Origin of the sequence: Cytobacillus oceanisediminis 2691 (assembly GCF_000294775.2) — a bacterium.
Taxonomy (GTDB): domain Bacteria; phylum Bacillota; class Bacilli; order Bacillales; family Cytobacillaceae; genus Cytobacillus; species Cytobacillus pseudoceanisediminis.
In genome coordinates, this window is sequence record NZ_CP015506.1 from 582,678 (window position 1) to 604,952 (window position 22,275).

A 22,275-nucleotide genomic window follows, 5' to 3' on the forward strand; every position below is an offset into this window, starting at 1 on the left:
GCCAGTATCAATGAAAAAGGCTTTTGAAAAAGCACAGCAATTTGGTAAATCGTTTATGCTGCCAATAGCCGTTTTATCGGCTGCAGGTTTATTATTAGGAATTGGCGTAGCGCTGTCTAACCCGAATACGGTTTCAGCTTATTCATTTTTAGATATCAGCTGGCTGCAGGCCATTTTTACGATTATGAGTTCGGCAGGTTCGATCGTATTTGCCAACTTGCCGATCATATTTGCGGTAGGGGTAGCGATCGGTTTAGCCCGTTCAGATAAAGCAACGGCTGGTTTAGCAGCCATGATTGGTTATTTTGTTATGAACAGCACCATTAGTGCGCTGCTTTCTTTAACCGGAGATCTGGCGAAGGATAACCTGGCAGGAGCCGGCCAAGGGATGGCTGTCGGGATTCAAACTTTGGAAACCGGTGTTTTTGGGGGGATTATCGTCGGGATAGCGGCAGCTGCCCTGCATAATAAATACAATAAAATTCAGCTGCCTCAAGTGTTAGGATTCTTTGGAGGTCCCGCTTTATTCCTATTGTCGTTTCATTTGCTTCGATTTTTGTTGGAGCCATTCTATTTGTGATCTGGCCATATTTCCAGGCAGTAATCAATGGCTTGGATCAGTTGTTACTGGCACCGGGGAAATCGGAACTCTATTCTACGGATTTATTTTACGTATGCTTGGACCGCTTGGTCTGCACCATATTTTTTATCTTCCATTCTGGCAAACGGCTCTTGGAGGAACACTGGAGATTGGCGGGAAGCTAATCAGCGGTACACAAAATATCTTTTTTGCCCAGCTGGGTGATCCTTCGACTGAACAATATTACGAAGGGGTATCACGATTTATGTCAGGCCGTTTTATTACGATGATGTTTGGGTTGCCGGGTGCAGCATTGGCCATTTATCATTGCTCTAAAAAGAAAAACAGAAAAGTGGTTGCTGGAATTTTGTTATCCGCAGCATTAACCTCATTTTTGACAGGCATCACAGAGCCGCTTGAATTTAGTTTCTTGTTCGTGGCACCTCTTCTTTATTTAGTACATGCCATTTTCGATGGTTTTGCTTTTATGATGGCGGACATTTTCAATATTACTGTCGGCCAAACCTTCTCAGGCGGATTTATTGATTTTATTTTATTTGGAATTCTTCAAGGGACAGATAAAACAAACTGGCCATATGTATTGATGGTAGGTATTCCATGGTTCTTCCTATACTACTTTACTTTTAAATTCTTAATCAGAAAAAAGAATTTCAAAGTTCTGGGACGTGAAGATGAAGAACAGGCTGCGGAGCAAGTTGCAGCTACAGATCGTGCTAAAACGATTGTAGAAGGATTAGGCGGAACAAATAATATTGATATTGTTGATTGCTGTGCGACTCGTCTGCGGGTAACCGTAAAGGATGAATCCATGGTAAAAGATGAAATCATTAAACAGACCGGATCAAAAGGGATTGTGAAAAAGGGAACGGGAGTTCAAATTATTTATGGACCTCAAGTCACCATTGTTAAAAACGAGATAGAAGAGTATCTGGGTCAGTAATAAATAATAAGGACGTGTTTTTAAATGCATCAAGTGCTGGAACAAATCAAAAATGGGCTAATTGTTTCCTGCCAGGCTTTAGAAGGAGAACCGCTTCACAGCTCGTTCATTATGGGACGTATGGCATTGGCTGCAAAGGAGGGAGGGGCTGTTGGCATTCGTGCCAACTCTGTCCCTGATATTAAGGAAATAAAAGAACAAGTTGATCTTCCTGTGATTGGCATCATCAAACAAGTATACAAGGACCATCCTGTCTTTATTACACCAACGATGAAAGAGATCGATGCCTTAGCTGAGACGGGTGCCGAAATCATAGCAACAGATGCAACGACCCGGATCCGGCCGGATGGAAACGATCTGGAATCGTTTTATCAGGAGGTAAGATCAAAGTATCCTCATATACTGCTGATGGGCGATGTCTCTTCAGTAGAAGAAGCCATTTTGGCCGATGAGCTTGGATTTGATATTGTCGCACCAACATTATACGGATATACAGAAGAGACAAAAGGATTGAAAATCGATGATCATGACTACTCCGTGATCAAACAAATCGTCAAAGAAGTGAAGCATGCAAAGGTTATAGCTGAAGGAAATGTCTCCACTCCGGAGATTGCCCGTTCAGTACTGGACTTTCATGTTCACTCGGTTGTGGTAGGCGGTGCAATAACAAGACCGCAGATCATCACGAAAAGATTTGTAGAGGCTATTAAAAAATAAGGATCAGCTGAAAACAACTCAGTCTTCTGACTGTTGTTTTCAGCTTTTTGCTTTAGTGAGGCTAGTTATAGATATTTCATAGTTTTCTGCCCTTTGAACAAAAATATGGTTATCATCTTGTATAATGAACCTAAGGATATCTAAAAAGGAGATGGAATATGGAATATCTCGGTGAGAACCTTCTTCATGGCATAGCCTGCTCGATGGAAAAGTTCACAAGCTCGGAGTCGGAATTAGCAAAATATATAATCGGAAATCCTGATGAAATCAGCCAATTGTCAATCAATCAAATCGCGAAAAAAATTCATATTTCTCCTGCTACGATTACCCGATTCTGTCAGAAAATCTCTTTTTCAGGGTTTAATGAATTCAAGCACGAATTAAAGAGATATATCGACTTAAGAAATAAGCCGGCAGCGTCCAGTGACATCAAAGAGATTGATTATTTTTCCAATCTCTATCAAAACCATTTAGAGATCATCGAAACGACTTTCCGGAACATGACTTATTTTGATATTCAGCAAGCTATTACCCTGTTAACGAAAGCGGAGAGAGTGCATGTATACGGCATCGGCAACTCAGGGATTGCAGCACAGGAGTTTAAATGGAAGTTTTTTCGGATCGGAATCCAGGTTGAGTCGATTACAGACCCTCATCAAGCTGTGATGGATGCAGCATTAAGCTCAGACAGAAGCCTTGTCATTGGCATTTCTGTTTCAGGGAAAACAAAAGAAATAATCGATGCTGTCAAAATTTCCAAGAGACAAGGTGCGTCAGTCCTTGCTATCTCAAGTGATAAAACATCCGAACTCTCCCGGCTGGCAGATCTATCCCTTCTGGTTACTAGTAAAAACAGTATGCATATGAGCCAGAACATCTCTCCAACACTGCCGCTCTTCCTGCTCTTTGACTTGCTTTACACAGAACTTGTTGCGAAGGACTATATCAATCGTGTTCAGATTCGGGATAAGACATTGAGGGCCTTGAAGAATATCTAATAAGGGAAAAGGCATAAATGAAGATAAGTCATGGAAACATAAAAGAGCCCTAACGTGAAGGCTCTTTTGCAGTCTCTTCATTACTGGAAGAATTCAATGCGATTATTCCGCCGATAATCAGTATGATTCCCAGTATCTTGAGGCTGCTGAATGCTTCTCCCCATAGTACGGCACCGATTAACGCAGTTAACGCTGTTCCTGCTCCTGACCAAATGGCATAAGCCAGACTTAATGGAATGGTTTTAAGACATAATGATAGGCAATAAAATGAAAGTGCATAGCCAAACAAGACTCCTGCAGATGGCAGCGGCACCGTAAAGCCATCCGACAGCTTAAGCATGGTGGTGGCAAAAATCTCTCCTGCGATTGAGACTGTTAAATAAAAGTATCCTCTCATATTAATGGCCTCCACCGCTATTTAATAAAATAACTCCTCCAACTATTAAAGCCAGTCCCAGAATCTTTTTGTCATTTACATTCTCTTTATAGATGGTGATTCCGACCAAGGCTGTCAGCACGGTCCCGAGGCCAGCCCAAATCGCATAAGCCACACCAAGCGGCAGTGTTTTTAACGATAAAGATAACGAATAAAAAGCTACACCGTATCCAATGATTACACCAAGGGATGGCAGTAGTTTTTTGAACCCGTTTGTTGCTTTAAGCATGGAACTGCCAAACACTTCACTTACAATGGCTAATGCTAAAAGTAAATAGGCATTCATAATATCTCCCCAATTCTTCTCCGAATGGATTCAATTTATTTTACCTTTTCGAAGGTTCTCTTTGCCAAGTATATGAATGTAAGAAAAAGTGAAACCAATTAATTTCCAATTCGTAATCATAGTTATCTTATAGGGAGATCTCCCCGGTTTTGTGATGGAGGTTTGTTCATGAATTTCATAACAAGAAAAACAAGATCACTTTGGATAGATCAAATAGCCAGCAAGAGCTGTGAAATAACGGTTCCATCTGATTTTACCTGTATGGATCCATATGTTGAGGGGAAAAGGGTTGTGATGCTGGGAGAGAGCAGCCATGGAGTCGGGGATTTTTACACAGGCAAAATAAATATGATTAAGTATTTGCATAGTGTCCATGGATTTAATGTGGTTGTCATGGAGAGCGGTCTGCTTGAAGCGGTATTTTGCAGAAAGCTTCTGAAAGACCTCCCTGCTGAGGAGAAAATTCAGCATGGCCTTCTGGATATTTTTCATAATGAAGAAATGCTCCCTTTATTTCAGGAATCCTGGGCGAACCGCCTGCATATCGCCGGTATGGATATACAGCCCGCATACCCGCTGATATCGCAAAACATGCTGGAATGGCTCAAGTTTAATACAGATGAAGAAGTATATGCTTCCATTCATCAGGCAGAAACAGTATTTTTCAATATTGATGAGGAGATAAGGGGACAAACGAAAATAGCTAAGAAGGCTAAAGAAAAGATTCAAATGTGTATGGATCTATATCAGTCCAGTCTGGAGCTTTTTGAGAGCAGATTGAAGGAAGATGATATAGAAAAAGAAAGGAACCTTAAGGTTATAGGGCAGGGACTCAAGAACCGTTTGAAGTGGCTGGAAATCAATACAAAAAGCTGGATTGCTTCAGGAGTCATTCGGGGAACGTATATGTTCAGAAATCTGCAGTGGTTATTGGAAGAGTATTACAAGGGTGAAAAGGTCATTGTGTGGGCTCATAATTTTCATATTAGAAAAAGCAAAACAGTCACTTCTAAGCTGTTTGGTATCACGAATGTCGGACAGCAGCTATCAAAATGCTATGGCGATCAAGTTTACTCCATAGGTTATTATGCCGGAGAAGGTGAGCTTGCCTCCCTGCTTAGAGTGAACTTTCCCATTAATTTGTCTAAAAAACAGTTAGAAAGTTTACTTCTGGAAGCCTGTAGGCATGACAGTTTTGTGCCTTTATGTGAAAAGGGGCTTCCAAAGCGGAACTGGCTGAATCGGAGGTGGCGGCTCCTCGAAGCTGGCATGATAGGGCTGTTGCCTATTGCCATATATCCGCAAAAGCACTATGACGGCATCATGTTTTGCAGAAAGGTTAAGCCTCCTGCTTATTTTATGAATAGGCTCCTTTAGGCAAGGCATTCTAATTAAGAATGCTGGAAAAAGGAGAATGATGAACATGTACTTTTATAAAGAAGATTTAATTAATATGATTGTGCCGGATAAGCCGGATCCGCATGCGGCGAAAGTGCTGCAGGAGGCGTTGGGCGGGCAGTTTGGTGAAATGAGGACGCTGATGCAGTTTTCATTCCAGAGTGCAAATTTCAGAGGAAAAGCGAAGCAATATCGTGATCTGATCAGAGGTGTGTTTTTGGAAGAGCTAAGTCATGTTGAACTCGTTCAAACTACGATTAATCAGCTTCTAAATGATGCTGGCGGAAGTATGCCAGGCAATCAGGCTGAAGATGGGGCTCCATTGGACGATGTGATTCAAGGAGGAGCTAACCCTCATCATTTTATTATGGGGGCAAAGGCATCTCTTCCTGTCGATGCTGGCGGTAACCCGTGGAACGGATCCTGGGTATATGACCACGGCAACCTGGTGGCCAACCTCCTGAATAATGTCGTTCTTGAATCGACAGGTGTTCTCCAGAAATCAAGGATTTACGAGATGAGCAGCAATAAGACGCTAAGAGAGACGATTGCCTTCCTGATTGTCCGGGATAATGCCCATCAAAATGCATTCGCAAAAGCACTGGAAACGTTAGGAGTGGATTGGGGCAAAATATTCCCGATTCCTAATTACGATCTAAATAAATACCCTGAATGCCGAAAATATGTGGAAATGGGCTTCCACAATGCCCAGTTTAATTTCAGGCTTGATGATACCCGGATCGGTGAGGTTTTCCAGGGGACCACTCCAAGCAGAAATGGCGGAGATCTTGCCGTTGTAGAACCGCCAAAAGGCTATCCTGTTCCTGAAATGCCTGATATGCCAAATGAGCATGCCCCGGGTCTTTTTGATTTGAATAATTAGTTTTTTTTCTTCTGGCGTCCTGAATATAGGACGCCATTTTATTATATATTTTTAAGGTTTCCTTCAGCAATTTTGGGGAATCTATAGTTATCGAATCAATGAAGAACATTTTTGTTGCAGAAAGGAGTGTCGCGGATGGAGTCCATTTGGCTCGAGTATGCCTGGGCATTATTGATATTAATTGGTCTGGAAGGATTGCTGTCGGCTGACAATGCTCTTGTCTTAGCCGTCATAGCGAAGCATTTACCCGAAGATCAGAAGAAAAAGGCAATTAATTATGGAATCATTATGGCTTTCGTTTTCCGGTTTGGTGCGCTTTTTGCCATTTCATTTATTGCAAACGTCTGGCAGATCCAGGCGATTGGAGCGGCATATCTATTGTACCTTGGCTTAAAACATGTAATTAAGGCCAAGTTCGGAAAAGAAAACGAAAATATTCGTGAGGATGTGAAGGAAGAAGCGGCAGGGAAAGGATTTTGGCCAACCGTAGGGAAGATTGCATTAGCCGATCTTGCCTTTGCCATCGATTCGATTCTTGCTGCTGTTGCGCTGGCACTAGGTCTGCCGGATTCACCGCTTGACGATTTCGGCGGCATGGATGGCGGCCAGTTTATTGTAGTGGTGCTAGGCGGGATTGCCGGACTGATCCTGATTAAGTTCGCGGCTACCTGGTTTGTTAAGCTCCTTGCTAAACGGCCGGCATTAGAAACAACCGCTTATGCGATTGTCGCCTGGGTTGGTGTCAAGCTTGCTGTTATTACACTTGCCCATGAGGATATCGGTGTCCTTGATCATCATTTTCCTCATAGTACAGGCTGGACATTGGTCTTTTATGGCGTATTGGTGGCCATTGCCCTGTTTGGCTGGTTTGCGCCGGGTAAGAAGCAAACTGAGGGTGAAGCTTTATAAAGAGAAATGCGTTGATCTTTGGATTAACGCATTTTTTTATGGACATAAAAAATGCAGCTAGTGCAGCTGTCTTTTTTTTATTGTGGAAGAAAAATTTGAGATTGAATTAAGTATAAAAAATTACAGGTGATATTAAAAGAGTGCTAGTGATAACGCTTTCACGGGCTGGTAATAAAGTTATAATTTTTCCTGTAGGCAGGTAATTTTTATCCATTATAAAGGGGGAAAAAGAATGAAAAGAAAGTGGAAAGTCATTTCTCTTATGCTGACGGTTATGATGTTTGCGTTTATTGCAGCAGGATGCAGCCAGGGCACTGGCGGCGGAAGCAGTGAGGTAAGTGTCGGTATCGTTTTGCCAACGAAAGATGAGCCCAGATGGGTTCAGGATGAGCAAAGATTTAAAGATGCGTTAAAAGGAACGGAATATACAACTGAGATTTTGTTTAGCCAGGGATCTTCGGCTAAGGAAAAAGAAAATGTAGAGACATTGCTGAACAAAGGGATTGATGTGCTGATTATCTGTCCGCAAGATGGCGATGCAGCTGCTGCAGCGGTTGAGGCTGCGAAGAAAGATGGGGTAAAAGTCATATCCTATGACCGTTTAATTACCAATACAGATGCAATTGATTATTATGTAACATTTGACAGCCTTGCTGTAGGAGCTGCACAGGCACAATACCTGGCAGATAACGCAACGGGCAAGGACGTGCCTCTGTATCTATACGCAGGCGCTGCTTCTGATAACAATGCTTTCCTATTCTTCCAGGGAGCATGGAGTGTGCTTCAGCCTAAGATTGCAGATGGCACATTCAAGATTGCTAATTCAAGCGAAGCCGAAGCTTTGAAAGAGACAGCTGATCTGTCCCGTGACCAGCTAAGCAAAATCATTGGCCAGGTGACAACGAACTGGGATCCAAACGAAGCGAAGAACAAGGCACAAACGCATTTGACTGCAGCTTCTGACGATATGAAGGGCGATGTGGCAATTCTTGCTCCGAACGACGGAACGGCCCGTTCCATTGCAGATGTTTTTGGAACTGACAGTGCAGTATCCAGCTATCTTGTAACAGGTCAGGATGCAGAGAAGGCTTCCATTCAATACGTTATTGATGAAAAGCAATCCATGACAGTATTCAAGGATGTTCGTACTCTCGTGAAAGATGCAATGGGCATGGCGATCGATATCCTTGAAGACAAAGACCCTGAGACAACTGGTTCTTACGACAACGGCAAGATTGAAGTAAAAGCAAAGCAAACAGCTGTAATCGTTGTCGACAAAGATAACGTGAAAAAAGAACTGATTGATTCTGAATACTATAAAGCGGATGAATTTACAGGACTTTAATCAATAAAGGAGGAGAAATAGTGATAGATGCTTCTATCACTATTTCTCCTTCTGATAGCTGTTTGGCTAGGGGGAATCATAATGAACGATAATATTTTGGAAATGCACGGGATTTCCAAGGAATTTACAGGTGTCAAAGCGCTCAGCAATGTCAATTTCAAAGTGGAGAAAGGTGAGATCCACTGCTTGATTGGTGAAAACGGAGCAGGTAAATCCACACTGATGAAGGTGCTCAGCGGCGTATATCCATATGGCACATATGAGGGTGACATTGTATTTGAGGGCAGTGTGCAGCAATTCAACAAGATCAGTGACAGTGTAAAAGCAGGAATCGTCATTATCTACCAGGAACTTGCATTGTTTCCGGATCTCACAGTCTATGAAAATATCTTCGCGGGCAATGAAATTAAGCAAGGTGGAATCGTCGATTGGAACCGGACCATTGCTGAAGCTAAAAAAATGCTGGATAAGGTTAAGCTCGATGTGAATCCAGAAACGCTCGTAAAAGACCTGAGCGTTGGAAAACAGCAATTAGTTGAAATTGCCAAAGCTTTAAGCAAGGACGTGAAAATGCTTATCCTGGATGAGCCGACTGCAGCACTTAATGAGGATGACAGCGAAAATCTTCTAGATTTGTTAGGGGAGCTGAAAGAGCAGGGAATTACCTGCATCATGATCTCCCATAAGCTGAAAGAAGTCATCTCGATTGCAGATAAAGCGACTGTGCTTCGTGACGGCCAAACCATTTGTACCCTGGACGCCTCAAAAGGAGAAATCTCTGAAAATGTCATTATTAAAAACATGGTTGGCAGGGAGATTGAAGATATTTATCCAAAGAGGCCGAACAAAACATTTGGCGATCCTGTTCTTGAGCTTCGCAGCTGGTCCGCGTATGCTGTGCATTTGGGCAGGCAGGTTGTAAAAGATGTTAATTTTCATGTTAAGAAAGGAGAAATTGTCGGGATTGCGGGCTTGATGGGGTCAGGCAGGACAGAACTTGCCCTGAGTATTTTCGGAAATCCAAAATCTTATAAACTACACGGCGAACTATTGGTGGATGGCGTTCCAAAAACGCTGAAGCATCCGAGTGACGCCATCAGGTCAGGGATTGCGTACGTGACGGAAGACCGAAAAGGGGACGGCCTGTTTTTAATACAGGATATTAAAAACAACATTTCTGCGGCAAACCTCAAACGGATTGCTGTAAATGGAGTGATTAATGATAACGAAGAAGTAAAGGAAACAATGGAATATAAAAAGTCCATGTATATTAAAGCATCTTCCCTTGAACAGGTTGTCGGCAATTTGAGCGGGGGGAACCAGCAGAAAGTGTCCCTGGGCAAATGGCTATTTGTCGGGCCGAAATTGCTGATCCTGGACGAGCCGACGCGGGGCATTGACGTTGGCGCTAAATTCGAGATTTATACGATTATGAATCAATTGATCGAGGAAGGTATGAGCATCATTATGATTTCTTCAGAACTGGGTGAGGTTCTGGGGATGAGCGATCGTGTCTATGTCATGGCGGAAGGCCAAATTAAAGGCGAGCTGTCGATTGAAGAAGCAAATCAGGAAAGCATCATGCAGCTTGCTACGCAATAGGAGGTTAAACTAATGGAATTTATTAACGAAGCGAAAACGCTATTTAAAGATAATATCCGTGACTATGGCATGTACATTGCCTTATTCGTGATTATGCTCACCTTCACCATTATGACTGACGGTCTGTTTATGTCTTCGCGAAATATAAGCAATCTGCTGGATTCAACGGGATATATCGCTGTCCTTGCAGTGGGGATGACGCTGGTTATCGTGATCCGGCACATTGACCTCTCAGTCGGGTTCGTCGCTGGATTTTTGGGAGCGATTGCTGCGATTCTCCTGACGGGAATGGGAGTAGCGTTTTATATCACCATTCCGATTATCCTGGTGATGGGTATTTTTGTCGGGCTATTCAATGGCCTTTTAGTTGCAAAGTTCGGTATCCCATCCTTCGTAGCTACTCTTGCAGGAATGCTGATCTTTAGAGGTGCACTCCTTCAGGTAACAGAGAAGACCGGGACCATTATCGTCAAGGATGATGGATTTAATGCAATCGGAAACGGATTCATTCCTTCGATTATGCAAGTGAATGGACTGCATCTCCTGACACTGATTCTGGGTGTACTGGCCATATTGCTGTATATATACAGTGAAATTTCCACGCGGAAAAACAAGATCAACTATCAATTCGAGGTAGTGTCAAAAGGGATTTTTATTGTCAAATTAGTTTTTGTTTCTGCTATCATTTCCTATATTACCTGGATCCTGGCAGGCTACAATGGATTTTCCTGGACGGTTGTCATTATGCTTTTAGTGGTTGTCATCTATCACTTTCTGACAACGAAAACCGTTCTTGGCAGACATATATATGCTGTGGGAAGCAATCCGGAAGCGGCACATCTGAGCGGAATCAATGTAAATAAAATTACGTATATAGTATTCGGTTCAATGGGGATGCTGGCAGCTCTTTCCGGCATATTATTCACCTCACGTCTTCAGTCAGCGACTACAACAGCTGGGACATTATTTGAACTCGATGCCATTGCAGCTGCTTATGTCGGCGGGGTTTCTTCTGCAGGGGGCGTGGGCAAAATCACTGGTGCCATTATCGGTGCTGTAGTCATGGCCTCTTTATCAAGCGGCATGAATCTGCTCGGGGTAGGGGTTTCCCTCCAGTATATGATCCGCGGAGGCGTATTGGCGGGTGCTGTGATTTTTGATGTCATGACCCGAAAGAAGAGAGGGTAGATTACCAGTTTCCTGCATTAGCAGTTTCGAAAATGGGGCATCCGGCAAAAGGATGCCCTTAAAATGCAGGTGGGCAGCATTTCCTAAAGCACCGATTATCCTCCTGTTAACAGCAGAAAATCCTCTCTCTTTCTAACTCTTCTATAAGCCTTAAAAAGGTGATATGATTAAAATTATTTAGCTGTTCATACTTAGGAAACGGAGATACAGCCTTGCGTAAAACGGGTATTTTAGTATTTTGTCTTACATGTATCGTCCTTGGTTATTTTACATTTACGCTATCAAAGAAAGCGTTTACATCCGAATGGGACCTCCCAGCTGCATCAGATGGCCAGGAAGCGAAATATCGGCTTGTCCTGATAACGCAGGAATTAGAGACCCCTTTCTGGGACAAGGCAGGTATTGCTGCACAGGAACAAGCACGGAAGGATGGGGCAAGCCTGGAAGTCTGGGGAAGTTATGGAAAGAATCAAGAGGAATTTTTGAAAAAGTTAGAGATAGCCATTCAATCAAAAGTGGACGGCATCATTGTTCAGGGTCTGGACACTCAGGAATTCAAAGATTTAACAAAGATAAAAGCAGCTTTTTATGGAATCCCGATTATTACGGTGGCCAATGACGTGGCCAAATCTGAAAGTTTGAGAAAAACGTACGTCGGCTCGGATCAATATCTGGCCGGGCAGTTAATTGCGAAACAGCTTCTTGACGATATGGGCCATAAAGGAAAAGTCATTCTCATGGGTGACAAGCATAAAGAGTTTTATCAGCGGCAGCGCCTTGATGGCATTCATGAAGTACTGAAGGATTATCCAAATATCCAGACAGTCTATGCGGAAACGACTGATGTTAGGGAGGAAATTATCGCTGCCACTCAGAACATGCTGAATCAAAATCCGGATACTGATAGTTTTATAGCTATTAAGGCAAATATAGCCGGAGCGATGATTCAGGAAATTGGAAGGCGATCACAGGTAGAACCTTATTATATCTATTCTTTTGACGATGGTCCGGATTCAATATCTTTGCTTACTCAGGGGAAACTTGATGGAATCATTGAACAGTCTCCTGAAAAGATGGGAAGCCTCAGTGTAGAGCTGATTTTGAAATGGCTTAGGGATGAAGAAGTGCCGCTGAAATCTGAAGGCTATCTCACCGATATCAGGATATTAAAGGCGATGGAAAAGCAATGAACAAAATTCATAAGAAAATCTGGACACTCACGACTGTGATTCTATTGATTATGGCAGCCATATGGATCACACTCACCTATTATAATCAGAAAACTCAGAATCAATATAATGAAATTCTTCAGCGGTACCTTCGAATGAATGAAGTTACAAGAACAAGCCAGCAGATGATTGCAGACTTGAATAACTACTTCATCACGCCTATTCCCGAAAATCTGGACAAACTGAACAAAAGTAGGGGAAAAATAGAAAATGCAAAAAGGGAAGTTTCATATCTTCGAAATTCAGAAAATGATTTCGCTTTGACAAATTATATGAATTTGATTGACAGCCTGGTTGAGACAACTGACCGCTCCCTTCTTTATTTTAATGAAAAGGAGACAGAGGATTCGGCAAAGGAATTCTCAGAAGCGACGCGCATCTCGATGTATATCTCCGAGATGACGCTGACGCTGATTGATAGTGAACTGAATACGTATGAACGGCTTTACCGGGGGATTATTGACCAGTCCGAAGAAATCAAAAAACTGGGGATTTGGCTGATGCTGATAATCACCTGCCTCTTAATGTTCTTGACCTATGGCTTTTCCTTAAGCATTACGAAGCCTGTACAGAAGCTGACCCAGGCAGCCAATGAGTTATCGAGGGGCAGATTTCACTTGCCGATAAAGGTTGATTCGAATGATGAAATTGCTTTTCTTGCCCAGACCTTTGACCGGATGCGGATTAATATCAATAACCTAATTTCAGAGATCCAGCATAAGGCGCAGCTGGAGCATGAGCTGCAGGAAAGCAAGTTATTGCTGAAGGAAAGCCAGCTCTTGAACCTGCAAAGCCAGATTAATCCTCATTTTTTATTTAACACATTAAATACCCTTTCCAAGAAAGCCTATCTGGAAGGCTCTCATGAAACCAGCGACCTGCTTGTTAGTGTTGCCGGCCTGCTGCGCTATAACTTAAAAAGGCTTGATAGGCCAGTAACACTTAGAGAAGAAGTGATGGTCCTGCAGCAATACATGGATATTCAAAAAGCCAGATTTACAGATCGCCTGCATTTGAAAATGTCAATAGATGAAACGTGTCTGAATGTGGACATTCCGGGTCTCACACTGCAGCCGATCATCGAGAATGCCGTCAACTATGCAGTCGAGCCAAGAGAAGATGGGGGAATTATCTGGTTTCGCATTCAGGACGGAAATGACTGTGTGATTATAGAAGTGGAAGACGATGGTCCAGGTATTGAGGAATTTAAAATTAAACAGATTCTTCAAGGGCAGTTCATTCAAAAAGATGGAAACTCTACGGGCATAGGGTTTACCAATGTTGTCAGGCGTTTGCGCCTTTTTTACGGCAATGAAGATGTCATGAACATTGAGAGCAGTGCTGCCGGCACAAAAGTAGTAATAACAATACCGAAAGATAGGAGGGGGGCAGCATGACAAGACTCCTGATCGCGGATGATGAACAAATTGAACGGGAAGGACTGGAAGTGATTCTGCAAAAGGCCTTTCCTGGCGTTGAAATCAGCCAGGCCAAAAATGGAAAGATGGCCGTTCAATTGGCTAAAGCGTTTAACCCTGATTTAATCCTGATGGACATTCAGATGCCAGGGCTGAATGGCCTGGAAGCTATTAAGCAAATCAGTGAAGCCGATCCGCATATTAAATTTATTATGATTACAGCATTCGATACATTCGATTATGCCCGGCAGGCGATAAAGCTTGGGGTCAAGGATTATTTACTGAAGCCAAGCAAGATAACGGAAATTGAAGCAACAGTCGGGAAGGTGCTTGAACAGATTGAGGAAGAGCGGAGATTCCGTGAAATGACGAAGCTTCAGCAGGATGCGCTGCAAAAGGCTCTTCCGGTCATTGAGACGGATGTAGTGACACAGCTGCTGTTCGATCATGTCCATGAAGTTCATCTGGATATGCTGGTGGAAATGCTCGATATTCGCTCAACAGATGAACAGTTTGTCATGAGCATCCTGCTCCCTGATGGACAAGAACACCTCTATACCTCGGTCAAAGAGAAGGTCAGGCAAGCAGGCAGTGCATGGGTAGGTGCACTATATGGCCGCCAGCTTCCCATCATCGTTTTTAGGAAAAAACAGCAATCATTCCGTTCACAGGCCATATTTATAGCCGGAGAAATTCTGTCTCTTGCGAAAAAAGGCTTATCAGAAGGCTGGTTCGTCGGGATTGGGAACGCTTGTGGATCAATGCAGTCCATCCGTCAGTCCTATCAGGAATCTCTTATTGCCACCCTGGATTCAACCCTCCCTGTTAAATACCGATTTTATTCCGATGTGCCAGTGCTTAGCGCAGGGGAAGATCTGCAGCTGACCAAAGAGCGGGAAAAACAGTTTTTCGATCAAGTCAGGCTTGGTAAATGGCAGCAAATCAGCTTAAGTGTAATGGAAATGATCCAGCGATGTGAAACAGAAAGGAAAGGGGTGATTCAAGCGCAGCAGCGGGTGCTGCAGCTGCTCTGGATTGCTTCACGTGTAATGAGTGAGATTGGGGTTGAAGCTCCTGCGCCATTTTTTGCGTATCAAACCCAGGATTTCCGGCAGCTGCGCGCTGAAACGAATCAATTGGTAAAGCAAATGAAGAAGGCGTATATGGAGCATTACGACAGGCTGGAAGCGGATACTATCCACCAGCTGAAACAATATATTACCGAACATTCCCACGAGGATATTTCTCTTGAAGCATTGGGTAGGAAAGTGGAGCTAAGCCCGATCTATATCAGTAAAATGTTCAAGGAGAAACTCGGGATAAATTATATCGATTTCCTGACTGAATGCCGTATTGAAAAAGCAAAGAAGCTGATGGCGGATCACGGAAAAAGCCTGAAAGAAATCACCTTTGAAGTGGGCTATCATGAACCGAACTATTTCAGCAAGGTTTTCAAAAAAATGTGCGGCCAGTCACCGACGGAATTCCGCAAAACCCTTCTGGGAAAAAAAGAATGATGGAAGAAAAAGGGGCAAAACAGATGGATAGGATTCAATGGAAGCTGACTCTGGCTGCGCTGTTTCTGGTTTGCCTCCTGTCAGCCTGCCAAACGGAAACAGCACTCAAAAAAAATCCCAGGAAAGCAATTCCTTCTGCAGGCGAAGTGCAAGTAGGAGGGGATGGGGAGAAGGCCGTTAAGATCGGCTTTTCAATGGATACTTTATTGGAAGAGCGCTGGCTGAAGGATAGAGATTTGTTCAAAGAGGCCGTAGAAGAACTCGGAGCCGAAGTGGAGATCATGGCTGCGAATGGGGATGATGCGGTCCAAATATCACAGGCAGAAACATTGATTAAACAGGGGGTCGACCTGCTGGTTGTCGTTCCCCATAATGCTGAAGCCACCGCTTCGATCGTCAAAAAAGCTCACGAGGCAGGCATCAAAGTCATCTCATATGACCGGCTAGTGAAAAATGCCGATATCGACTTATATATATCCTTTGATAATGAAAAGGTTGGAGAGCTGCAGGCAAGGGCCATCACCAAACTGGTTCCTAAAGGGAAGTATGTGTACATTGGCGGAGCAATCACTGACCATAACGCCCATTTATTTAAACGAGGAGTCTTTAACGTGCTTCAGCCCTTAATTGAAAAAGGCGATATACAGATTGTATATGATCAGTGGTCCAGAGATTGGACGCCTGCGAATGCATTTGTAAATATGGAAGAGGCTCTTAAAGCCAACCAAAATCAAATAGATGCCGTGATCGCAGCCAACGATGCTACCGCAGGCGGAGCCATCCAGGCACTGGCAGTGCAAGGGCTGGCAGGGAAAATTCCTGTAGCAGGACAGGATGCTGAGCTTGCCGCTGCCCAGCGGATCATCAGAGGTACCCAGACGATGACGGTATACAAACCTATCGGCACGCTCACCAAAGAAGCTGCTGAACTAGCGGTCAGGATGGCGAAGGGAGAAAATATAGAAGCAAGCCGAAAAATTAATAATGGAAAAATCGAGGTGCCCTCGGTCCTTCTTTCGCCAATTGCTGTCGATAAACACAATATGGATCGTACCATTATTGCAGATGGGTTTCATTCCAGAGAAGAAGTTTATAAGTAGGGACGAAAGGACATGTACACATTCCCGGCCCCCGACTGGAACGAGGAACCTGTCCTAAGTCCCTATTGCATGAACAGGTCTGCGCTGGTATGATTGATATAATTAAAATGAAATGGAGGTTTTCCTGTTGACAGCATCAATGAGATTAAGAAACCCGCTTTTCAATCGTTAATTGAATACGTTTGAAGGCTCTGCCTATGTTCAGAGCGACGGGATTGGTCTGTCTATTTAAGGAAACCTAAATTTAACGGTTATTTTTAAAGAGGAGATGAATTTCTCCTCTTTTTTGCTGTCTTTAGAAATAGAATGTATAGAGCGGATTAATCAACTGAATATAGGCAAAGCTTGTTTTTATTAACTAATATAGAAATGAGTGATTAGACAATGAGTACAAAAAATCCTAATCTGCAGGAGAATTGGCTTAAGAATATTATTCTCTTTTTAAGCAGTCAGACGATCTCGCTGTTTGGATCGTCCCTTGTTCAATACGCCATTATGTGGCATATTACCTTAACGACAGAATCTGGTTTGATGATGACGCTCTACATCATATGCGGTTTTATTCCGACCTTCTTTTTATCACCGGTCGCGGGTGTCTGGGCAGACCGGTATAACCGGAAAATGCTGATTATTTTAGCAGATGGTCTTATTGCCTTTTCAACTCTGATTCTCGCTATCCTCTTTTTTATGGGTTATGAATCCATTTGGCTTCTATTTGTCATGGCAGCGATCCGTGCCCTTGGAACAGGGATTCAGACTCCTGCTGTCGGGGCGATTCTGCCTCAGATTGTCCCGAAGGATAAGCTCACAAAGGTAAACGGAGCAAACGGAAGCATTCAAGCCGTTATCATGTTTGTCTCGCCAATGGTCAGTGCTGCTCTGCTGGCAATGTCATCACTTGAAATCATCTTTTTCATCGATGTCATCACAGCAGCGATTGCCATTGTTACACTGATGACTTTTGTCAAAATTGCTGTGCACGAAAAGGCCACGGCCAAACAGACTACAAGCTACTTCAGCGACTTTAAAGAAGGTCTGCAATATGTAAACAGCAATCCATTTCTGAAAAAGTTCTTCCTGTTCTTTGCTGTCTTCTTCGTGCTAATGGCGCCTGCCGCCTTTTTGACGCCGCTGCAGGTTACCCGCACCTTTGGCGGAGATGTATGGAAGCTGACAGCCATTGAAATTGCTTTTTCAGTCGGCATGATGATTGGCGGAGGAATCATTGCTTCCTGGGGAGGCTATCCAAATAAAATTAAAACGATGACCCTCGCCAGTCTCATCATGGGAATATGCACTTTGGCGCTTGGCATTGTCCCGGTCTTCTGGATCTATTTAGTGTTTATGGCCTTGTTCGGTGTGGCGATGCCAATATTCAACACGCCAACTACTGTCATGCTGCAGGAAAAAATTGAAGAGAACTATTTAGGCAGGGTGTTTGGAGTCATGGGGATGATCTCCACCTCCATGATGCCGATCGGCATGCTGATATTTGGACCAATTGCAGATATTATTGCCGTCGAATGGCTTCTTGCTGGAACAGGGGCATTCATTATCCTATTAGCATTCATATTAGGGCGGGATCAGGTGCTTCTTGAAGCGGGGAAGCCAGTGCTGAGTGAATCGTAAGATATCTTTTATAATGGAGCTGTCATATGGGCAGCTCCATTTTTTTAGTTAGTTGAACAAGGAACGTCAGTCATGAAGGAGAATATTTATACTAAACATGTTTGGGGGGAGCTGGAATATGAGACAAATAATCGCTCTTGGAGGCGGGGGATTCTCTATGGAACCGGAGAATCCATTATTAGATGAATATATTTTGCGGCAGTCAGGAAAAGAAAATCCTAAAATCTGTTATATTCCTACGGCTACAGGAGATTCCGACATTTGCATCAAGTGGTTTTATGACTTTTTTGAAAATCAGAAGTGCCAGCCGTCCCACTTATCTTTATTTAAGCCGCCAACAAGAGATATAGAGGGGTTTATACTGGATAAAGATATCATCTATGTTGGAGGCGGAAATACGAAGAATTTATTGGCTTTATGGAAAGAATGGGGACTAGATAAGATTTTAAGAAAGGCATGGGGCCAAGGGATCGTATTAGCCGGCATCAGCGCAGGATCTATTTGCTGGTTTGAAGAAGGGGTTACGGATTCATATGGCGATAAACTGGAGCCCTTAACATGCCTGGGCTTCTTAAAAGGAAGCAATTGCCCTCATTACGATGGGGAAGCGGAAAGAAGGCCTGCCTATCATGAGCTTTTGGCTTCTGATAAAATAAAGCCTGGAATTGCAGCGGATGATGGAGTGGCTATCCACTTTATTGAGGAAGAGGTCAGCCGAATCGTAAGTTCAAGACCCAACGCCAGGGCCTATAAGGTCTATTACGATAAAGAAGTAAAAGAGATTGAACTGAAAACAGAATACTTGGGGTCTTGAGGCGCACAAGTGAAGTTAACATTATTAAAATGGAAGGAAGTGCTTAAAGATGGATTTACAAACGGTTATGCAGGAGCTCGAAGCTCTCAGCAAGGAACGGACCAAGAAAATGTACATATCAAACGGCGCGCACGAGCCGCTTTTTGGAGTGGCAACAGGTGCAATGAAGCCAATCGCCAAAAAAATTAAAAGAAATCAGTCTTTGGCAGAGGAGCTATACGCTACAGGGAACTACGATGCTATGTACTTTGCAGGCATCATTGCAGATCCAGAAGCCATGACCGAAGCGGATTTTGACCGCTGGATGGATGATGCATATTTTTATATGCTGTCCGATTATGTGGTGGCCGTTACATTAGCTGAAGCAGATATTGCACAGGCTGTTGCCGATAAATGGATCGAAAGCGGGGAAGAGCTGCGGATGTCAGGGGGCTGGAGCTGCTACTGCTGGCTTTTGGGGAATCGTCCGGACGCTGAATTTTCCGAAGAAAAACTGGCCAAAATGCTTGATAAAGTGAAAGACACCATCCACGATTCTCCGGAGCGTACAAAATCCGCCATGAATAATTTTGTCTATACAGTGGGTGTTTCTTATTTGCCGCTCCATGAAAAAGCAGTTGAGACAGCAAAAGCCATCGGGCCGGTTGAAATGAAGCGGGACAAGAAAAAAAGCAGTTTCCTGCACGCCTCAGAGAATATCCAGAAGGAAGTAGATAGAGGGAAGCTTGGCTTTAAACGAAAATATGTAAGATGTTAAACAATCAGAGATACTGGAATGGATGGGGCAATGAACCTGTTCCTTTGTCCCCAGACCATGTTATAATGAGGAACTTAGGAATTATGAGTAGTGCTCATGGTGGAACGGATGCCCAGAAAAGCCTCCGCCTAGTGATTAAATATGGAGGTGTGTAGTATGAATAAACGATGGACAATCAGTAAAATTAATGAATTTGTTGAGAAAAATTCAGATAGTAAGCTGTTATCGACGGAATATCATGGTTTTTCTCAAAAACTGCTTTTTAAATGTGCATGCGGCAGTGAGTTTGAAAAAACATTTACGAAATTTAAAAATAATCACCAGCGTAAATGTGATGTGTGCCAGCCGCCTAAAGCATCACGCTAAACGAATATAAGGAAATAAACGAAGTGCCGATTTCAATTTAAAGAAATTGGCGCTTTTTCTTTTAACAAGCTTCCTCTTTGTTCCGGAAAGAAGTTGACTGAAGCAAATAAATTAATTATTATATTTGACAAAGGCAACTATATTCTGAGGAGTGATTTCTTTGTCCATGATCTCGTTTGAGGAAAGAATCAGTGCTGTTCGCCATTTTAACCGTTTTATGACCAGACAAATAGGAGCTTTGCGGGAAGGGTTACTGCATAGCCCCTATTCACTGACAGAATCCAGAATCCTGTTTGAAATCGCCACTAACGAGGACCCTGCAGCATCAAATTTAACTCAAGAGCTGGGTTTAGATGCAGGCTATTTAAGTCGAATATTAGCCCGATTTGAAGAGAAAGGCCTTATAAAGAAAGAACGTTCTGCTAAAGATGCCAGGCAGCGCATTTTAAAGCTTACGCCAGAGGGAGAAAAAGCTTTTTCTAAACTAAATGAACGTTCATACAATGAAATAGCGGATCTTCTTGGGAAATTATCGGAAAGTGAACAGCAGCAATTAATTAACGCTATGAAAACCGTTGAAGGACTGATCAGTAAGAATGAATGCCTAAAATTTTCAGGCCCGTATTTTCTTCGTCAGCATGAACCTGGTGATATGGGGTGGGTTGTACACAAGCATGGTCTTTTGTATTCACAAGAATTTGGATGGGATGAGAGATTTGAAGCTCTTGTATCTCAAATTGCAGCGGACTTTATAATCAACTATAATCCTAAGCGGGAACGCTGCTGGATTGCCGAAATGAACGGAGAAATAGTGGGTTCTATTTTTGTTGTAGAAGGAAGTGAGGATACAGCTAAGCTTCGTCTATTAATAGTAGACCCAAAGGCGAGAGGAATGGGCCTTGGTTCACAATTGGTTGAAGAATGCATAAACTTTTCCAAACAAGCAGGATATAAGAAACTCGTTCTATGGACAAACAGTGTTCTTAAAGAAGCGCGGCATATCTATCAGAAAAAGGGATTTCAGCTTGTTAAGGAGGAAAAACATCATAGCTTTGGGCACGAATTAGTTGGAGAAACGTGGGAACTGCTGCTTTAAGGGACACGGGGACAGGTACACTGTCCCTTTTGCTGTTCTTTCAGAGAAATTGTGTCCCCCCTTAGGTCATTGGATTAATAAAAAGCCTCCATTCAAATTGAATGGAGACTCATAGAAGGAACCGGGATTACGGATGAATGGCCGTCGGCCTCCAGTAGCCATGGTTGGTTATTGGTTACGGATGAAGTTGTAATGAGTCATGGATAATCGGTTTGCCATTGCCATTACAAGGTACCTTTGTACACAATAGGAGGGTGTTCCTTCTATGCCTTGAAGCAGAGTCTCACCACTTCAAGGTCTAGAAATACTTTTCGCTGTCAAACTCTAATTCTATCAAATAATTCTTGTTATTGATTAAGTTGGACAGACGATTCGCCTGGCGTTCGGCTTCCAGGCCCTTTAATCGGTACTGCTCCGGATCAAATAGCGCCATTTTCACCATCGACACGTTTTCCGACACTGTATAAAGGAATTCCTCTCTGGCTGCTGTGCCATATTCCTTGAATTTGCGGGCCTTTGCCCGATATTGGGTGGCAAGCTCAATTGCTTCTACGATTGGCAATGATTCATTGTTAAAGGTGATGTCATTTTCAATATTGGCTTTATATACAAGCTTATCCAGCAGTCTCATGTCTTTACGGACTTCATCCATCTCTTTTTCCACCATACCAAGCGATCTTGGCATTTCAGGAAGCTTGCTGCCTTTTTCAATATCGGCAAATGCTACACGGTCCATTTCTTCTTCTAACTCGTGAATTCGTTTAGCCAGAACACTTTTTAATTTTACTGCTTCAGCCAGGGTAAGTTTTTGCATGCCTGAATCTGCTCCTTTAATAGATTCGTTCTTAGTATTATATTATTATATAGTCGGGAGTAATATATTGGAAGGAATAGCTTTCTCCTTGACTCTCAGGGGCGCCTAGAAAGGTAAAAAAAATTAGTATTCAAGCTCAACGAGGAACCTTGTAAAGACAGTCTGCTGGAAAAATACATCTCTGATAAAGGGAAGGTTGTTTTCGGTTAATTTTAATGATATATTTCCAATA

At 43.0% G+C, this 22,275-nt stretch carries 20 protein-coding genes and 1 pseudogene; 18 read left to right on the forward strand and 3 right to left on the reverse strand.

The genetic code is table 11. From position 1 onward, the window contains the following. Positions 1-10 precede the first annotated feature (10 nt). From A361_RS31120 to A361_RS03120, 3 genes and pseudogenes are all read left to right on the forward strand, one after another. Positions 11-1,541: pseudogene (locus A361_RS31120) on the forward strand (PTS transporter subunit EIIC). Positions 1,542-1,565: 24 nt separating this feature from the next. Further along, on the forward strand, positions 1,566-2,258 hold the full coding sequence (locus A361_RS03115) for an N-acetylmannosamine-6-phosphate 2-epimerase (protein WP_009335410.1): 693 nt from the start codon (positions 1,566-1,568) through the stop codon (positions 2,256-2,258). Positions 2,259-2,416: 158 nt separating this feature from the next. Beyond that, positions 2,417-3,256 (forward strand): MurR/RpiR family transcriptional regulator, encoded by an 840-nt coding sequence (locus A361_RS03120; RefSeq protein WP_019380223.1) that lies wholly within the window; start codon positions 2,417-2,419, stop codon positions 3,254-3,256. A 49-nt stretch (positions 3,257-3,305) separates the two neighbouring features. Here the strand turns inward: A361_RS03120 and A361_RS03125 are convergent, their stop codons facing one another. Then, a complete protein-coding gene (locus tag A361_RS03125) occupies positions 3,306-3,653 on the reverse strand; it encodes a DMT family transporter (RefSeq protein WP_019380224.1) in 348 nt (115 codons plus the stop codon). Between the two features lies 1 nt (position 3,654). Further along, a complete protein-coding gene (locus A361_RS03130) occupies positions 3,655-3,978 on the reverse strand; it encodes a DMT family transporter (RefSeq protein WP_019380225.1) in 324 nt (107 codons plus the stop codon). A 168-nt stretch (positions 3,979-4,146) separates the two neighbouring features. On the opposite strand from A361_RS03130, the gene A361_RS03135 reads away from it, so the two are divergent. The 15 genes from A361_RS03135 (at position 4,147) to A361_RS03205 (ending at position 21,229) form a co-directional block, all read left to right on the forward strand. Next, complete coding sequence (locus A361_RS03135; protein WP_019380226.1) at positions 4,147-5,355, forward strand: erythromycin esterase family protein; 1,209 nt, start codon at positions 4,147-4,149, stop codon at positions 5,353-5,355. A gap of 46 nt (positions 5,356-5,401) precedes the next feature. Continuing rightward, positions 5,402-6,259 carry a manganese catalase family protein gene (locus A361_RS03140; RefSeq protein ID WP_009335405.1) on the forward strand — a complete coding sequence of 286 codons (858 nt, stop codon included), beginning with the start codon at positions 5,402-5,404 and terminating at the stop codon, positions 6,257-6,259. Positions 6,260-6,394: 135 nt separating this feature from the next. Continuing rightward, positions 6,395-7,168 (forward strand): TerC family protein, encoded by a 774-nt coding sequence (locus A361_RS03145; RefSeq protein WP_019380227.1) that lies wholly within the window; start codon positions 6,395-6,397, stop codon positions 7,166-7,168. 232 nt (positions 7,169-7,400) lie between these two features. After that, on the forward strand, positions 7,401-8,513 hold the full coding sequence (locus A361_RS03150) for a sugar ABC transporter substrate-binding protein (RefSeq protein ID WP_019380228.1): 1,113 nt from the start codon (positions 7,401-7,403) through the stop codon (positions 8,511-8,513). An 81-nt stretch (positions 8,514-8,594) separates the two neighbouring features. Beyond that, entirely contained in the window at positions 8,595-10,115 is a 1,521-nt protein-coding gene (locus A361_RS03155) for a sugar ABC transporter ATP-binding protein (RefSeq protein WP_019380229.1), read from the forward strand. A gap of 12 nt (positions 10,116-10,127) precedes the next feature. Beyond that, positions 10,128-11,303 (forward strand): sugar ABC transporter permease, encoded by a 1,176-nt coding sequence (locus tag A361_RS03160; RefSeq protein WP_019380230.1) that lies wholly within the window; start codon positions 10,128-10,130, stop codon positions 11,301-11,303. A gap of 212 nt (positions 11,304-11,515) precedes the next feature. Continuing rightward, the gene (locus A361_RS03165) at positions 11,516-12,493 is read left to right on the forward strand and encodes a sugar ABC transporter substrate-binding protein (protein ID WP_019380231.1); all 978 of its coding nucleotides are present in this window, start codon (positions 11,516-11,518) and stop codon (positions 12,491-12,493) included. After that, positions 12,490-13,929 (forward strand): sensor histidine kinase, encoded by a 1,440-nt coding sequence (locus A361_RS03170; protein WP_019380232.1) that lies wholly within the window; start codon positions 12,490-12,492, stop codon positions 13,927-13,929. Before A361_RS03165 ends, A361_RS03170 begins: the two co-directional genes overlap by 4 nt. Next, positions 13,926-15,467, forward strand: coding sequence for a response regulator (locus A361_RS03175; RefSeq protein ID WP_019380233.1), 1,542 nt, complete (start codon positions 13,926-13,928; stop codon positions 15,465-15,467). Before A361_RS03170 ends, A361_RS03175 begins: the two co-directional genes overlap by 4 nt. Further along, a complete protein-coding gene (gene xylF / locus A361_RS03180) occupies positions 15,464-16,567 on the forward strand; it encodes a D-xylose ABC transporter substrate-binding protein (RefSeq protein WP_019380234.1) in 1,104 nt (367 codons plus the stop codon). Before A361_RS03175 ends, xylF begins: the two co-directional genes overlap by 4 nt. Positions 16,568-16,951: 384 nt before the next feature. Then, entirely contained in the window at positions 16,952-18,196 is a 1,245-nt protein-coding gene (locus A361_RS03185; protein ID WP_009335396.1) for an MFS transporter, read from the forward strand. 118 nt (positions 18,197-18,314) lie between these two features. Then, a complete protein-coding gene (locus A361_RS03190) occupies positions 18,315-19,010 on the forward strand; it encodes a peptidase E (protein WP_019380235.1) in 696 nt (231 codons plus the stop codon). A gap of 49 nt (positions 19,011-19,059) precedes the next feature. Continuing rightward, the gene (locus tag A361_RS03195; RefSeq protein WP_019380236.1) at positions 19,060-19,767 is read left to right on the forward strand and encodes a DNA alkylation repair protein; all 708 of its coding nucleotides are present in this window, start codon (positions 19,060-19,062) and stop codon (positions 19,765-19,767) included. A gap of 156 nt (positions 19,768-19,923) precedes the next feature. After that, positions 19,924-20,133: a hypothetical protein gene (locus A361_RS03200; protein ID WP_009335393.1), complete on the forward strand. Its 210-nt coding sequence runs from the start codon at positions 19,924-19,926 to the stop codon at positions 20,131-20,133. Between the two features lie 166 nt (positions 20,134-20,299). Continuing rightward, positions 20,300-21,229 carry a bifunctional helix-turn-helix transcriptional regulator/GNAT family N-acetyltransferase gene (locus A361_RS03205; RefSeq protein ID WP_026041587.1) on the forward strand — a complete coding sequence of 310 codons (930 nt, stop codon included), beginning with the start codon at positions 20,300-20,302 and terminating at the stop codon, positions 21,227-21,229. Positions 21,230-21,527: 298 nt separating this feature from the next. Here the strand turns inward: A361_RS03205 and A361_RS03210 are convergent, their stop codons facing one another. After that, the gene (locus A361_RS03210; RefSeq protein ID WP_009335391.1) at positions 21,528-22,043 is read right to left on the reverse strand and encodes a hypothetical protein; all 516 of its coding nucleotides are present in this window, start codon (positions 22,041-22,043) and stop codon (positions 21,528-21,530) included. Between the last annotated feature and the right edge of the window lie 232 nt (positions 22,044-22,275).